Annotated in this window: 11 protein-coding genes; all 11 read left to right on the forward strand. The window is 71.0% G+C overall.

What is annotated here, in order from left to right:
* The first annotated feature begins 12 nt into the window (after positions 1-12).
* The 11 genes from ACK8N7_RS05990 (at position 13) to ACK8N7_RS06040 (ending at position 16116) form a co-directional block, all read left to right on the forward strand.
* On the forward strand, positions 13-906 hold the full coding sequence (locus ACK8N7_RS05990) for a 2-hydroxy-3-oxopropionate reductase (protein WP_500441321.1): 894 nt from the start codon (positions 13-15) through the stop codon (positions 904-906).
* A 210-nt stretch (positions 907-1116) separates the two neighbouring features.
* Complete coding sequence (locus ACK8N7_RS05995) at positions 1117-2574, forward strand: catalase (RefSeq protein WP_403211168.1); 1458 nt, start codon at positions 1117-1119, stop codon at positions 2572-2574.
* Between the two features lie 546 nt (positions 2575-3120).
* Positions 3121-4167: an iron-containing redox enzyme family protein gene (locus ACK8N7_RS06000; protein ID WP_403211619.1), complete on the forward strand. Its 1047-nt coding sequence runs from the start codon at positions 3121-3123 to the stop codon at positions 4165-4167.
* A 32-nt stretch (positions 4168-4199) separates the two neighbouring features.
* Positions 4200-4892 carry a 2OG-Fe dioxygenase family protein gene (locus ACK8N7_RS06005; protein WP_403211170.1) on the forward strand — a complete coding sequence of 231 codons (693 nt, stop codon included), beginning with the start codon at positions 4200-4202 and terminating at the stop codon, positions 4890-4892.
* A 71-nt stretch (positions 4893-4963) separates the two neighbouring features.
* Entirely contained in the window at positions 4964-5866 is a 903-nt protein-coding gene (dapF, locus tag ACK8N7_RS06010) for a diaminopimelate epimerase (RefSeq protein WP_500441322.1), read from the forward strand.
* Entirely contained in the window at positions 5863-7002 is a 1140-nt protein-coding gene (locus ACK8N7_RS06015; protein WP_403211174.1) for a pyridoxal phosphate-dependent aminotransferase, read from the forward strand. Before dapF ends, ACK8N7_RS06015 begins: the two co-directional genes overlap by 4 nt.
* 2 nt (positions 7003-7004) lie before the next feature.
* Positions 7005-10184, forward strand: a complete 3180-nt coding sequence (locus ACK8N7_RS06020) for a non-ribosomal peptide synthetase (RefSeq protein WP_500441323.1) — start codon at positions 7005-7007, stop codon at positions 10182-10184.
* Positions 10177-11580: a serine hydroxymethyltransferase gene (gene glyA, locus ACK8N7_RS06025; RefSeq protein WP_500441324.1), complete on the forward strand. Its 1404-nt coding sequence runs from the start codon at positions 10177-10179 to the stop codon at positions 11578-11580. Before ACK8N7_RS06020 ends, glyA begins: the two co-directional genes overlap by 8 nt.
* The gene (locus tag ACK8N7_RS06030) at positions 11577-13988 is read left to right on the forward strand and encodes a non-ribosomal peptide synthetase (RefSeq protein WP_500441326.1); all 2412 of its coding nucleotides are present in this window, start codon (positions 11577-11579) and stop codon (positions 13986-13988) included. Before glyA ends, ACK8N7_RS06030 begins: the two co-directional genes overlap by 4 nt.
* A complete protein-coding gene (locus ACK8N7_RS06035; protein ID WP_500441328.1) occupies positions 13985-14800 on the forward strand; it encodes a thioesterase domain-containing protein in 816 nt (271 codons plus the stop codon). The genes ACK8N7_RS06030 and ACK8N7_RS06035 overlap by 4 nt, the downstream gene beginning before the upstream one ends.
* Positions 14797-16116: an MFS transporter gene (locus tag ACK8N7_RS06040; protein ID WP_403211184.1), complete on the forward strand. Its 1320-nt coding sequence runs from the start codon at positions 14797-14799 to the stop codon at positions 16114-16116. The genes ACK8N7_RS06035 and ACK8N7_RS06040 overlap by 4 nt, the downstream gene beginning before the upstream one ends.
* The last annotated feature ends 53 nt before the right edge of the window (positions 16117-16169 follow it).

Raw genomic sequence — 16169 nt, forward strand, 5'->3', positions numbered from 1 at the left:
GAAGGCACCCTCATGAGCAACAACCTCCCCAAGGTTGCGTGGATCGGTCTCGGCATCATGGGCTCCCCCATGTCGGAGAACCTGATCAAGGCCGGTTACGACGTCACCGGATACACCCTGGAGCAGGACAAGGTCGACCGGCTGGTCGCCGCCGGCGGCACCGGCGCCCCCTCGATCGCCGACGCGGTCAGGGACGCGGATGTCGTCATCACGATGGTGCCCGCATCCCCGCAGGTCGAGGCCATCGCCTACGGCCCCGACGGCATCCTGGAGAACGCGAAGCGCGGCGCGCTGCTGGTGGACATGTCCTCCATCACCCCGCAGACATCCGTGGACCTCGCCAAGAACGCGGCCGAGAAGGGCATCCGGGTCCTGGACGCGCCGGTCTCCGGCGGCGAGGCCGGTGCCATCGAGGCGGTCCTGTCCATCATGGTCGGCGGTGAGCAGACGGACTTCGACGCCGCGAAGCCGCTCCTGGAGGCGCTCGGCAAGACCATCGTGCTCTGCGGCCCGCACGGCTCGGGCCAGACGGTGAAGGCGGCCAACCAGCTGATCGTCGCGGTCAACATCCAGGCCTGCGCCGAGGCCGTGGTCTTCCTGGAGAAGTCCGGGGTCGACCTCGCCGCCGCGCTGGACGTCCTCAACGGCGGTCTGGCCGGCTCGACCGTGCTGACCCGCAAGAAGGACAACTTCCTCAAGCGGGACTTCGCCCCAGGCTTCCGGATCGACCTGCACCACAAGGACATGGGCATCGTCACCGACGCCGCCCGCAACGTCGGCGCGGCCCTGCCCGTCGGCGGTGTGGTCGCCCAGCTGGTCGCCTCGCTGCGCGCCCAGGGCGACGGCGGCCTGGACCACTCGGCGCTGCTGCTCTCGGTCGAGCGGCTCTCCGGCTCCCAGGTCTGACCCTCCCCCGGCCCCGCAAGGGGCCACGGCCCGGATGACGGGCCCCCTGATCTCCGGGCCGCGGTGGCGCTGACACCTGTCCTGTCGCGCCCAGGCGCTGCCGCGGCCCGGAACCAAACACTTCGTTTTCAACAAACTGTTGACGTTGTCTCGTGGCGAATCTACGCTCCTCAAGCCGTCAGCAGCTCGTACGAAAGGTCATCCCGCCACATGGCTAAGCGTGTGCTCACGACCGAGTCAGGCGCCCCGGTCGCCGACAACCAGAACTCCGCCACCGCCGGTGCGGGTGGACCGATCCTCCTGCAGGACCAGCACCTCCTGGAGAAGCTCGCCCGTTTCAACCGTGAGCGCATCCCGGAGCGCGTGGTCCACGCCCGCGGCTCCGGCGCGTACGGCTACTTCGAGGTGACCGACGACGTCACCGGCTTCACCCGCGCCGACTTCCTCTCCGAGGTGGGCAAACGCACCGAGACGTTCATCCGCTTCTCCACCGTCGCCGACTCCCTCGGTGGCGCGGACGCGGTCCGCGACCCGCGTGGCTTCGCCCTCAAGTTCTATACGAACGAGGGCAATTACGACCTGGTCGGCAACAACACCCCGGTGTTCTTCATCAAGGACCCGATCAAGTTCCCCGACTTCATCCACTCGCAGAAGCGCGACCCCTTCACGGGCAAGCAGGAGCCGGACAACGTCTGGGACTTCTGGGCGCACTCCCCCGAGGCGACGCACCAGGTCACCTGGCTGATGGGCGACCGCGGCATCCCCGCCTCGTACCGCCACATGAACGGCTACGGCTCGCACACCTACCAGTGGACGAACGCCGAGGGCGAGGCCTTCTTCGTCAAGTACCACTTCAAGACCAACCAGGGTGTGCGCTCCCTCTCCGGCGAGCAGGCCGCCGAGCTCGTCGGCAAGGACGCCAACTCGCACCAGACGGACCTGCTCCAGGCCATCGAGCGGGGCGTCAACCCGTCCTGGACGCTGCACGTCCAGGTGATGCCGGCCGCCGAGGCCGCGGAGTACCGGTTCAACCCGTTCGACCTCACCAAGGTGTGGCCGCACAGCGACTACCCGCTCCAGCGGGTCGGCCGGCTGGTGCTGGACCGGAACCCGGACAACGTCTTCGCCGAGGTGGAGCAGGCCGCGTTCTCGCCGAACAACTTCGTGCCCGGCATCGGTCCGTCCCCGGACAAGATGCTCCAGGGCCGGCTGTTCGCCTACGCGGACGCGCACCGCTACCGCCTGGGCGTCAACCACACCCAGCTGCCGGTGAACGCCCCCAAGGCGGCCGAGGTCGACAACTACGGCCGCGACGGGGTGCACGCCACCCGCTACGGCTCGCGCCACGACAAGAACTACGAGCCCAACTCGTACGCCGGTCCGGCGCAGACCGACGCGGCGCTCGCCGCCCCGCTCGCGATCCACGGCTGGACGGGCACGCACGAGGCGCCCGCCCACACCAAGGACGACGACTTCTTCCAGGCGGGCGAGCTCTTCCGGCTGATGTCGCAGGACGAGAAGGGCCGCCTGGTCGCCACCATCGCCGGAGGCCTCTCGCAGGTCACCCGCGACGATGTGATCGAGAAGAACCTCGCCCACTTCCACGCCGCCGACGCCGACTACGGCAAGCGCGTCGAGGAGGCCGTCCGCGCCCTGCGCGAGGACTAGGCCACTCCCCAGACCCTGCCCGCACCGCGCACCCGGATGAGGGGTGCCGCGCGGCGCGGGCAGGACGACGAGGCCGCGGCGGCTGTGCGATGCCAGTGCGGTGGTGAAGGTCCCGGGGACCGTCTTCTGACCTGAAGGAGACGCCCTCCCCCGGGGCCGATCGCCGCCGCCGCGGTCCCTGTCACCCGAGCGAAGCCCCTGCGCACCACCTGTGCGTCATCCCTGATCGAGGGCGCGCAGTACGGATACGGTCCCGTACTGCGCGCCCTCTTTGCCATGCCTTGACCGGGGTCCCGGCCGCCTCCACCGGCACCCCGCCCGGTGGCTTGAATCCATATAGACCGCGTACAGAGTCTGCCCAGAGCCCTGCGTGCAGTATGGGCGCGCATTGACCGCCTCTGCCGTTCTGGCACACACCCTGCCCCGCACCTGTGGGCCGCGTGCGGTGCGATCCCCCTTCCTTCTCTCTCCTCAGCACGACAGACGGCTACCCGCACGACACGTACGGCACGTCACAGTCACCAGGTGAAATACAAGGGGAAGCAGATGCTCGAAGTTGGTACTTCCCGGGTCGAGACCGAGCCCGCCACCAGTTTTCTGACCACCGTCGACGAGGTCACCGCATTACTCGCCACGGCGGCCGACAAGGTCGACTCGCAGTTCGCGGGCGAAGCGCGCACCGCCCTGCTCGGCCGAGTGGCCGAGATCAACAAGGCCGCGGCCGCCAATGACCAACAGGCCCTTTACGCGCAGCAGTTCCTGCTCGACCGGGTCTACCGGCTGCACACCAAACTCACGGACCAGGAGACGGCCGAGGGCTCGGTCGTCGTGCACGAGATCGGCCGGCAGCTGGAAGCCGCGACCGCCGAGGCACAGGACCGGCTGATCGAGCCGGGGCTGCTGGAGGAGGCCCCCACCGAACCGCGGGCCTACCTCTCCTGGCTGAAGAAGACCGCGCGCGAGCACCGGGTGTACAAGCACCCGTACTACCACGAGTTCATCCGCAACCGGGCCACCGAGTCCGACCTGCGCAACTACGTGATGCAGGAGTCCGTGGTCGACGGCCGCTTCGACGATCTGCTGGCGATGATGCAGGTCGGTACGGCGGGTGCGGCGAAGATGGAGATCGCCTCCAACTTCTGGGACGAGATGGGCAACGGCGACCACGCCCAGGTCCACACCACCCTCTTCAACAAGATCTTCGAGGTCTTCGAGATCCCGGACGAGGAGCTGGAGCGCTCGCTCACCGCCAACTCCCTCCTCAACGGCAACCTCGCGGTGCTGCTGTGCCGTTACCGCGCCCTGTACCCCGAGGCCGTCGGCTACCTCGGCATGACCGAGTGGATGGCGCCGGACCGGTTCGTCCAGGTCGTGCACGCCTGGGAGCGGCTCGGCCTGCCGGACGTCGGCATCGTCTACCACCGCCTGCACATCACCATCGACTCCCAGCACGCCCAGGGCTGGTTCCACAACGTGGTGCTGCCCGCCGCCGAGTCGCCCCGGATGCGCCGGGCCATCGCCCGCGGCATCCTGTGGCGGCTCAACTCCTCGGCGACGTACCTGGACGAGCGCATGCCGTCGATCACCGCCTGATTCCACCACCACCCACCAGGAGGGGAGAGCACATGCCGCTCGGCGCCGAAGGATTCACCGTCATCGACCTGCCCGAGGTCGCGCCCGACATCCTGCCCAGCTACGACGACTGCCCGGTCGACGAGTACATGGGCAACGGGACCCGTTTCAAGCGGTTCTCGCAGTACAAGCTCGCTCCCGCCGAGGACGAGAGCTGGTCGTTCAAGCGGCTTCCGCACCGCGACTACACCACGTACAAGAAGTTCAACTCGGTCGGCGGCGGCATCCGCCGCGTATACGAGCCGATCGAGGTGGACTTCACCCCGCTGATCTCCGAGGGCATCCGCGAACTCGGCCTGGACCGGTCCGAGCCGTGGCAGATCAACGTCCACCAGAACCGGACCCGTGCCGAGGGCGGCAGGCCCGGCCCGCTCACCCCGGAAGGGGTGCACCACGACGGGCACGAGTTCGTCATGATCGCCATCCTGAACAAGGTGAACGTGGCGGGCGGCACCACCCGGCTGTGGAAGCCGGGGGCGGAGGCGCCCTTCTGGTCGGGCACGCTCGACGCCGGCCAGGCGGTCCTGCTGGACGACCGGGGGCTCGCCCATGACGTCACCGACGTCCTCTCCGCCGACGGCGGACCGGGCCACCGCGACATCGTGATCATCGCCTTCTCCCGCTGGGCGGAGAAGTGGTACGGCGAGGAGCACGACGCAGCGGCACTCGAAGAGCAGGACGCCTGATGTACGGGGCCGTTCCCGTCCGGACCTCACCGGGAACGGCCCCGTCCCCCGCCACCTACCTGAGACGAGTCATGACCGACTTCTTCAAGTATCAGGCACTGGGCAACGACTACGTGGTGATCGACCCCCGCTACACCGACGTCCCCGTCACGCCGGAGTCCGTACGGCTCGTCTGCGACCGGCACTTCGGCATCGGCGCGGACGGGGTGCTGCACGGCCCGCTGGAGGAGCCCCGCCCCGGGGTCCCGGTCCCGCTGGCCCTCTTCAACTCGGACGGCACCGTCTGCGAGCGCAGCGGCAACGGGCTGCGGATGTTCGCCCTGCACCTGGCCGAGCGGGAGCCGCAGGCCTGGGCGGGCGGTGAGCCGTTCACGCTGCGCACCGGCGCGGGCGACAGCCCCGTACAGATCCTCGACGCCGCCGCTGGGATCGTACAGATCGGCCTGGGGAGGCCCACGTTCGATGCAGCCGCCCTGCCGCTGCTGAACGAGGACGGCACCCCCGCCGAGGGGCCGACGCTCTCCGTGCCACTGACGGTCGGGGAGCACAAGCTCACGGTGACCGCACTCCACAACGGCAACCCGCACACCGTGGTGCCCGTGGCCGAGCCCACCCCCGAACTGGCCCGAAGCCTGGGCCCGCTGATCGCCGGGCACGCCCGCTTCCCGAGCCGCACCAATGTGCAGTTCCTGCGGGTGGTGAGCCGCGAGCTCCTGGAGATCGAGGTATACGAGCGTGGCGCCGGTTACGCGCTGGCCTCGGGCAGCAGCGCCTGCGCCGCCGCCTCCGCAGCCCGCGAACTGGGCCTCTGCGACGACCGGGTGGAGGTCAGGATGCCCGGCGGCAGTGTGAGCGTGGCCCTCGCCCTGGACGGGTCGGTGACCCTGACCGGGGAATCCCAGCAGGTGGCGACGGGTGTGTTCGCCCCGCCGCTGCGCGCCCGGCTGGGCCGCACCCCGGAGGCCGGCCGATGACCGCCGCCGGAACGGCCGGCGAGTACCCGATGCAGCGGTGGGTCTTCGAGGACGCCGCCGGACGCTTCGACATCGACCTCGGGGACAGCAACATGCTCCCCGGACGGCTCGACGAGCTCACCGTGGACCCCGGCCTGGAGCTGGACTACGGGCACGACCGGGGCATCGGCGCGCTGCGCGACCGGGTCGCGGACCTCTACGACGGCGACCCCGCCTCCGTACTCATCACCCAGGGGGCGCAGCAGGCCCTCTACCTCGTCTACGCCTCCCTGCTCGCCCCCGGGGCACAGGTGATCGTCTTCCGTCCGGGGTGGCAGCAGTCCTGGGACATCACGGCCGATCTGGGCTGCCAGGTCGACTGCGCCCCCTACCGCGAGGATCTGACCTTCGACGTGGAGGCCGCCGCCGCGCTGGCCGGCCCCGGTCTGCGGCTGATCGTCGCCAACTCCCCGTGCAACCCGACCGGTCGGCGGATCGCGGACGCGGACCTGAAGGGGCTGCTGGAGCTGGCGGAGCGGCGGGACGCCTATCTGCTGCTGGACGAGGAGTACGCGCTCGACCTGAGGGACTCCCCCGCGCGCTCCAGCGACCGGGTGATCTCGGTCTCCAGCCTCTCCAAGGTGTACGGCTTCCCCGGTCTGCGGGTCGGTTGGCTGTACGGGCCGCCGGAGGTCGTCGAGGGATGCGCGCGGCGCAAGTTCCTCTCCACCATCGCCAATTCGGTGCTCTGCGAGACGCTGGCCTGCGACGTCCTGGACCACCGGGACCGCTATCTGCGCCGCTACGCGGAGCTGACCGGCCAAGGGCTGAAGCTGGTACGGGAGTTCGCGGACCGCAACGCCGACGCGGTGCAGCTCGTGGAGCCCGAGAACACGCCCTTCGCCTGGCTCCGGCTGACCACCGGGGAGCAGCCGCTCGCGCTGTGCCGCCGGGTGCTGGACGCCGGGGTGCTGCTGATGCCCGGCGAGACCCTCGGGGCCTTCGACGGCTTCCGGATCTGTTTCGCCCGCGATCCCGAGGCCGTGACCGAGGGGCTGAGACGGATCGAGCCGCTGCTCCGCCCCTCCCCCCAAGTTCCCCCGTCCGCTGCACCACTCAGCGAACAGAACAGCAATCTGCCGAACGGAGTCCTGTGACCATGAGCGCGTCGGACGCTGACGAGTCCCGTATGCATCTGTCCTTCGGGCAGGAGCAGTTGTGGTTCCTGGACCAGATGAACCCTGGGGAGACCACCTACAACGTCCCCACCGCCTACCGGCTGCGCGGCCCGCTGGACCTGCCCGCGCTGGAGGGGGCGCTCAACCTCCTGGTGGCCCGCCACGACCAGCTGCGGGTGACCCTGCACGCGGTGGACGGCGTCCCGCACCAGGTGATCGCTCCGGCCGAGGACACCCCGCTGCCGCTCACCGACCTGTCGGGGCTGACGCCCGAGGAGCGGGAGCAGGCGCTCGACGCGGCCCTGAAGGCCGAGGCGGACACCCCGTTCGACCTGGCGGCGGGCCCGGTCCGCCGGTTCCAGCTGTTCAGGCTGGCCGAGCAGGAGCACGTCCTCTCCCTGAACTACCACCACATCGTCACGGACGGCTGGTCCGGCGGGGTGATCAGCCGGGACATCACCGAGGCGTACCGGCAGCTGCGGGCGGGCCTCACCCCCGATCTGCCGGCCCCGGCCGCCACCTACGCCGAGCATGTGGAGCGCCAGCGGGAGCAGCGCGCCTCGGGGCAGTGGGAGAGCGAGCTGGACTTCTGGCAGGAGCGGCTGGCCGGTCTGGAGGCGCTGGAGCTGCCCGCCGACCGGGTCCGCCCGGCGGAGCCCACCCGGAACGGCGAGACCTTCACCGTCAGCTTCCCCGCCGACCTGCTGGGCCGGGCGCGCTCCCTCGCGCAGGAGCAGGGCGCCTCGCTGTACATGGTCGTGGCGGCGGCGCTCAAGGTGGTGCTGGCCCGGTACAGCGGTCAGGACGACATCGCGATCGGGGTGCCGATGCTCGGCCGTACCGATCCCGAACTGGAAGACGTCGTCGGCCTGTTCATCAATATGACAGTGCTGCGCTCGGACCTCTCCGGGGGGATCTCCTTCGCCGAGCTGATCGAGCGGATCGCCGACAACAACCTGGATGTGTACGACAACCAGGACGTGCCCTTCGACCATGTCGTCGACCGGGTGCAGCCGGTGCGGGACGCGGGTCGCAACCCGCTGTTCCAGATCGCCGTGCAGCTGCTCGGTGAGACGACGACCGGGGACGCGCTCCAGCTGGACGGGCTGGAGACCGAGTCGATCCTGGTCTCCGGCGGGCGCTCCCGCTTCGACCTCTCCTTCAGCTTCATCGAGGGCGCGGACCGGCTGCGGCTGATCGTGGAGTACGCCACCGACCTGTACGACCGCCGCCGGGTCGAGGCGATGGTCCAGCACTTCGAGACCGCGCTGGGCGCTGCCGCCGCCGACCCGGACACCCCTGTCTCCAAGCTGCCCCTGCTCTCCGAGGAGGAGCGCCGGGAACTGCTGGAGGCCGGGCGCGGGGCCGACTTCGACTACCCGACCGAGCCGGTGCACGCCACCATCGCCCGGATCGCCCGGGAGCACCCGGAGCTGGTCGCCACGGTGTGCCGCGGCAAGGAGATGACGTACGGCGAGCTGATCCGGCGGGCCGGGAAGCTGGCGCGGCACATCCGCTCGCGGGGTGTGAAGCAGGAGCAGGTCGTCGCGATCGCGATGGACCGGGACCTGGACGCGCTGGTGGCGATCGTGGGCGTGATGGTCTCCGGGGCCGCGTACACGATCATCGACCCGTCGCACCCGAACGCGCGCCTGGACCACATGCTCCGGGACACGGCGGCGCCGCTCGTCATCACCCGGGACGCCAATGTGGGTGATCTGCCGCCCTCCGGCGGGTGGGAGGTCCTGCGGATCGACACCGAGTGGGAGACGGTGGAGGCCGAGGCCGACGACGTACCGCTGGAGGAGTGGGCGGAGCCCTCGTCCCTCGTCTACGTCCTCTACACCTCCGGCTCGACCGGCAAGCCCAAGGGCGTGATGATCGAACAGCGCGGGCTGCGCATGTTCATCGAGGCCTACCGCAGGACGTTCGGCGAGTGGGGCCACGAGGACCGGCTGCTCCAGCTGCCCGCGCTCACCTTCGACATGTCGCAGGGCGAGATCTTCGCCGGTCTGATCAGCGGTTCCGCGATGGTGCTGGTGGCGCCGGAGGACGCCTCGTCGCCGGAGTCGCTGGGGGCGCTGATGCGCGATCAGCGCGTCACCTACGCGGGTCTCTCGCCGGCGATCCTCTCGCTGGTGGAGGCGGAGCCGTACCCGGACCTGAAATACATCATGGGCGGGGCGGAGGCGCTTCCGGCGGAGCTGGTCAACAAGTGGAACCTGCCGGGCCGCAAGTTCGTGAACCTCTACGGGCCGACCGAGGCGTCGGTGGCGACCACGGAATACCTCTGTGAGCACCGTGAGTGGAAGTCCTCGCCGCCGATCGGGCGCCCGGAGTTCAGCCGGCTGCACTACGTGGTGGACAAGGAGTTCAACCTGGTGCCGGTCGGCGTCCCGGGTGAGCTGCTGATCGGCGGGGACGACGGCCTGTCGCGCGGCTACCTCAACCTGCCGGAGCTGACGGACGAGAAGTTCGTGCCCGACCCGTTCCTGGGCGAGGGGCGTGTCTACCGCACGGGTGACCTGGTGCGCTGGACGCCCGAGCTCCAGATCGACTTCATCGGGCGCCTGGACAACCAGGTGAAGCTGCGCGGTCTGCGCATCGAGCTCGGTGAGATCGAGTCGGGGCTGCTGACCCACCCGAAGGTCCGGATGGCGCTGGTGCTGCTGCGCGAGGACGACGGGGAGAAGCAGCTCGTCGGGTACTACACCGTCCTCGGGGACAGCTCGCCGACGGTGGCGGAGCTGCGGGACCACCTGGGGCGGACGATGCCCGAGTACATGGTGCCGACCGCGTGGGTGGAGCTGGAGGAGTTCCCGCTGACCCCGGCGCGCAAGATCAACCGGGCGGCGCTGCCCGCGCCGGTCAGCGCGGGCGGTGCGGCGGACGCGTACATCGCCCCGGTCACCCCGACCGAGGAGAAGGTCGTCGAGGTCTTCGGGACCGTGCTGGCGCAGGAGCGCGTGGGCACCGGTGCGAGCTTCTTCGAGCTGGGCGGCAACTCGCTCCAGGCGATGCGGGCCGTCAGCCGGCTGAACAAGCACTTCAAAGTGAAGGTCAACGTCCGTCTGCTGTACGGCGGTGCCACGGTCGGCGCGCTCTCGACCGCCATCGACGAGCTGGTGGCGAAGGCCGGAAAGGCGGCCAGCCGTGCCTGAACCCGTCCTTTCGCAGGCGGAGCTGGCGCAGCAGGGGGCGGCCGCGCTGAGCGCGGCCGATCCCGAGCTGGCGCGGCTGCTGGACGCCGAGGTGGTGCAGCAGCATGCGACGCTCGCCATGGTGGCGTCCACCAGCATCGCCGACCCCTCGGTGCTGGCAGCCGCCGGATCGGCCCTCTCCAACGTGACGGCCGAGGGCTATCCGGGAGCCCGCTACCACCCCGGTTCCTCGCAGTTCGACCTGGTGGAGCGGCTCGCCGTGGAGCGGGCCAAGCAGGCGTTCGGCGCGGCGTACGCCAATGTCCAGCCGCACTCCTGCTCCTCGGCCAACCAGGCGGTGCTGGCCGCCCTGGTCCGCCCGGGCGGGACCATCCTCGCCCTGGACCTGGACTCCGGGGGGCACCTCACCCATGGCTCCCCCGCCTCGGTGACCGGGATGCACTACAAGGCCGTGCACTACGGGCTGGACCACGAGGGGCGGATCGACTACGGGCAGGTGGCGGCGCTGGCGGAGCAGCACCGGCCGAGCGTGCTCATCGCGGGGGCCAGTGCCCATCCCCGTACGCTCGACTTCGCGCGCTTCCGGGCGATCGCGGACTCGGTGGGCGCGTACCTGGTGGCCGACATCTCGCACATCGCGGGTCTGGTGGCCGCCGGGGAGCACCCGACGCCGGTCGATCTGGCGCACGCCACGACGACCAGCACGTACAAGCAGCTCGGCGGACCGCGCGGCGGGCTGATCCTGATCGGGCGTGAGCACGCGACGCCCGGCCCCGACGGCCGCACCCCGCTGTCGCGGCTGATGCAGCGGGCGGTCTTCCCGCTGTCGCAGGGGACGCCGAACCCGGCGGCCATCGCGGCGAAGGCCCGGGCTCTCGCGCTGGTCACGGAGCCCGCGTTCAAGGAGACGATGCGGCTGGTCGTCGACAACGCGGTGGCGCTCGCGGACTCCCTGTCGGCGCTGGGCCACCAGGTCCTGACCGGCGGCACCGACAACCACATGGTGCTGATCGACCTGACGGGCCGGCCGATGACCGGGGTGGTCGCGGAACGGGCCCTGGAGGAGTGCGGGATCCTCGCCAACCGGAACCGGGTCCCGGACGACACCCGGCCGCCGCTCGTCACCAGCGGGCTGCGCCTGGGCACCAACATCCTGGCCCAGCGGGGCATGGGCCCGGCCGGGATGCGCAGCTGTGCCGCGCTGCTGCACCGGGTGCTGGAGGCGACGACGGTGAAGAACGAGCGGGAGTACGTGCTCGACGCCGGGGAGCGCGACGCGGTCCGGGCGGGTGTGGCGGAGCTGTGTGCCCGCTACCCGCTGCCGCTGGGGGCGGTGTCCGGGGCGCGCTCCACGACTCCGGCGGCCTCCGGTGCGCGGGCGGGAGGGGTGGCGTGACGCTCCATCAGGATGGTGGCGCCGGGCCCGTCCCGGCGCCCCCCGCGCTGCTGCCGACCGACCGGCCCCGGCAGAGCGAGCCCGCCGGGTGCACCGCCCGTCAGCGGCTGGTGCTCGACGGCGCGGCCGGGGCGGCCCCGGAGGAGCTGCTGCTCGCCGGGTTCGCCGCGCTGCTCCACCGGTACACGGACCAGGCGGAGTTCGGCTTCCGGGTCCGCACACCCGGTGCGGGCTCCTTCCGGCTGAGCTGTGCTCTCGGCGAGGGGACGACACCGGCCGGGCTGGCCCGGTCCGTCCTGGAGGGCCGCGAGCCGGTGGCGGAGGGCGAGGAGCCTGCCGACTTCGAACTGGTGCTGCTGCCGCGCAACGACGGGTCCTACGTCCACCGCATCGTTCAACTCCGTTATGACGCGACCCTGTTCGACCAGGAGACCGTTCTGCGGCTGCTCACCCACTTCCGCACGCTGGTGGAGGACTCCCTCGGCCGCCCGGATGTCCCCGTCTCCCGGCTGCGGCTGCTCACCGACGGCGAGCTGCGCCGCACACTGCTGGACTGGAACGACACGGCGGCCGAACTCCCGCACGAGCGCTGCCTGCACGAGGCGTTCGAGGAGCGGACGGCCGCCACCCCGGAGGCCGTCGCGCTGATCCGTGGTGCGGAGGAGTGGACGTACGGGGAGGTCAACGCGGCGGCGAACCGGCTGGCGCGTCATCTGCGCGGGCTCGGGGCGGGCGTCGGCGGCCGGGTGGGGATCTGCCTGGACCGGTCGCCCGATCTGCTCGTGGCGGTGCTGGGCGTGCTCAAGTCCGGCTCCGCCTATGTGCCGTTGGACCCGGACTATCCGGAGCAGCGGATCGCTTCGATGGTGACGGGCACCTCGTGCGCGGCGATCGTCTCCCGCAGCGGGTTCGCGTCGCGGCTCGCCGAGGTGGGTCCGCAGATCGTGGAGCTGGACCGGGACGCGGCCCTCTGGGCCGACGCCCCGGCGGAGGACGTCGACAGCGGGGTGACGCCCGGGGACCTCGCGTACGTCATCCACACCTCGGGGTCGACGGGGGCGCCCAAGCCGATCGCGCTGCGCCACCGCGGGGTGATGAACAACATCGCGGACCTCAACTCCCGTTATGCGGTGGGCCCCGGGGACCGGGGGCTCGCCCTGTCGTCGCCCAGCTTCGACATGTCCGTCTACGAGTTCCTGGGGCTGACGGCCGCCGGGGGCACGGTCGTGCTGCCGGAGCCCGCGCTCGCCAAGGACCCGCAGCACTGGGCCGACCTGCTGGCCGCCCACCGGATCACGGTCTGGAACTCGGCCCCGGCCCTCCTCGAACTCGTCGTCGAGCAGCTGGAGCAGGCCGCCGCCCCGCCGCTGGAGGCCCTGCGCCTGGCCCTGCTGGGCGGGGACTGGGTGCCGCTCTCACTGCCGGACCGGACGCGCCGGGCCGCTCCCGGGCTCCGGTTCGTGGCGCTCGGCGGGGCCACGGAGTCCTCGATCCACTCCACGGTGTACGAGGTCGGCGAGGTCGATCCGGCGTGGACGAGCATCCCGTACGGGCGGCCGATGGCCAACCAGCGCACGTACATCCTGGACGGATCGCTCCAGCCGGTGCCGCCCGGTGTCGCGGGCGAACTGCATCTGGCGGGCATCGGCCTGGCCACCGGCTATCTCGACCGGCCGGAGCTGACCGGGGAGCGGTTCTTCGACTGGTCCTGTGGTGAGGTCACCGGGGAGCGGCTCTACCGGACGGGCGATGTGGCGCGGTACGGCCCCGACGGGCTGATCGAGCTGCTCGGCCGGTCCGACTTCCAGGTCAAGGTGAACGGCCACCGCATCGAACTGGGCGAGATCGAGGCGGTGCTGAGGTCCCACGAGGCGGTCAGGGAGGCGGTCGTCGCCACCCGCAGGGACGCGTCCGGTGATCTGCGGCTCGTCGGGTACGTCGTCCCGCACCCGGGCCGGACGGTCCGGGCCCGCGTGATCAGCGCCCATCTCGCGGGCGCCCTTCCGCAGTTCATGGTGCCGGGCGCGGTCCTGGTCCTGGACCGGCTGCCGCTCTCCGCAAACGGCAAGACCGACCGCAGGGCGCTGCCCGCACCGCCGCCCCCGGACGACGGGGAGGCGTCCTACGCGGCGCCGGCCACCCCGTCCGAGAAAGCGGTCGCCGACATCTTCTCCACCGTGCTGTCGGCCCCCAAGATCGGGGCGAACAGTTCCTTCCTCGCGGCCGGCGGCGATTCGCTCCAGGCCATGCGGGCGGTCAGCCGGCTCAGCAAACACTTCGGGATCAAAGTGAACGTACGTCTGCTCCACGGGGGCGGCACCGTCAGCGGTGTCGCCGCCGCCATCGATCAGCTCCTGAACTCCGCTCCCCCTTCGGCGGAACCGAACGACGGAGGCCGGAAACGGTGACCGCCATCCCCACCGAGAGCCTCGTCCCGCTCCGCGCGGACGGCGATCTGCCGCCCGTGTACTGCGTCCACCCGGTCTCCGGGTCGCCGTACTGCTACGCCGACCTGGCCCGGCGCATCGACCCGGGCTCCCCCGTGTTCGGCTTCGAGGCCCCCGGCTTCGACGGGATCGACGAGCCCGCCCAGTCGATCCGGGAGCTGGCCGAGGTGCACACCGCCACGCTCAGGGCCGCCCGCCCGCACGGGCCCTACCAGCTGCTCGGCTGGTCCCTGGGCGGGGTGGTGGCCTTCGAGATGGCCCGGCTGCTGGCCGCCGAGGGCGAGGAGGTGCCGCTGCTGGTCGTGATCGACGCGGCGCTGCCCGGCACCCAGCCCTTCCCACCGGGGCCCGCGCTGGTCCGGTACTTCCTCCACGACTTCCTGGGGCTGGTGAGCGGCGGGGCACCGGAGCTCGACAAGGCGCTGGCCGCCCTCGATCCGGCGGCGGGGCCGCAGGAGCGGCTCGATGCCATCGCGGACTCCGGGACCGTACCGGAGGAGTTCGACGCGGAGTTCCTGCTGGAGCGGTTCACCCTGTTCAGGGCGCACGCGCACGCGATGGTGGACCATGTCATCGACGGGGCCCACGACGGCCCGACCACCCTGGTCAAGGCCGAGAGGTCGGAGCCGCACCTGCTGCTGTGGGAGCCGTACGCGAGCCGGCTCGACCAGCACACCGTGCCCGGCGACCATCACTCCATCTGGCGGGAGCCGGGGCTCGTCGCCATCGCGGATATCGTCAACCAGGCACTGCGCAGGGGAGCTTCGGTGTGAGCGAGGACAGCGGCCGTAGTGACGGGGGCACCGCCACGGCGAAGGAGGAACAGGCCCCACCGCCCCGAAGCCTGTGGCACAACCGGGACTTCCTGGTGTTCTGGGTGGGCGAGGGCCTCTCCCTGTACGGCACCCAGATAGCCAACCTCGCCCTGCCGCTCACCGCGGTCCTGGTCTTCGAGGTCGGACCCGAACAGCTCGGCATGCTCCGCTTCGCCCAGCTGGTGCCGTTCCTGGCGCTCGCCCTGGTCTTCGGGGTCTGGGTGGACCGGGTGCGCAAACGCCCGGTGATGCTGGGCGCGAACATCGTCCGGATGGTCCTCATCGCCCTGGTGCCGCTGCTGTACCACTTCGGGCTGCTGACCCTGCCGCTGCTGTACGTGCTGGCGTTCGGGGTCGGCACGGCTGCGGTGCTCTTCGACGTCAGCTGGATGAGTTACGTACCGGTGCTGGTGAAGGACAAGCGGAGTCTGCTGGAGGCCAACACCAAGCTGAACGCCACGCTGTCGTCGGCCGATGTGGCGGGCCCCGGGATCGCGGGCACGCTGGTCACCGCCTTCTCGGCGCCCGCGGCGATGGCCGCCAACGCGTTCTCGTACGCCCTGTCGGTGATCTCACTGCTGCTGGTCCGGGCGCCGGAGCCGGATCCTCCCGCCCGCACCGAGAAGCGGCAGTTGCGCGCCGAACTGGCCGAGGGGCTGCGCTGGGTCTTCGGCAACCGGTGGCTGCGCGCGATCGGGCTCGTCGGCTGCTCCTGCAACTTCTTCCTGACCATGGTGCAGTCGCTGTTCCTGCTGTACGCGGTGCGGGACAAGGAGCTGTCGGCGGCGACCGTCGGCTTCGTCATGGGCGCGGCGGCCGTGGGCGGTCTGCTCGGTGCGCTGATCGCCGGGATGGTGGTGCGCCGCCTGTCGGTGGGGACGGCCTACCGGGTGTCGGTCTCCATCATCTTCCTGGGCCCGCTGCTGATCCCGGCGGCGGGCGGCCCCTCGTGGCTGCTGGTGGGGCTGTTCGTCGCCTCGTTCTTCCTGGAGTACTTCGGCTCCAGCATCTCCAACGTGATCATCGTGAGCCTGCGGCAGACCATCACCCCGCAGCCGCTGATGGGCCGGATGACGGCCGCGATGCGGATGCTGCTGTACGGCGGCGGGGCGCTCGGCGGCCCGGTCGGCGGGCTGCTGGCCGGGGTACTGGGGCTGCACGCGGCGCTCTGGATCGCGGGGGTGCTCTCCGCCGCGATGCTGGTGCCCATCATCCTGTCGCCCGTCGGGAAGCTGCGGACCATGCCGACCGGGCCGGAGGAGCTCCCGGCCTGACCCGGCTGCCTGTTCCCCTGTCTCCTGCGGGGCGGATGCGGTGGACCCGCGTC

This window comes from Streptomyces griseobrunneus (assembly GCF_046713465.1).
GTDB lineage: Bacteria > Actinomycetota > Actinomycetes > Streptomycetales > Streptomycetaceae > Streptomyces > Streptomyces microflavus.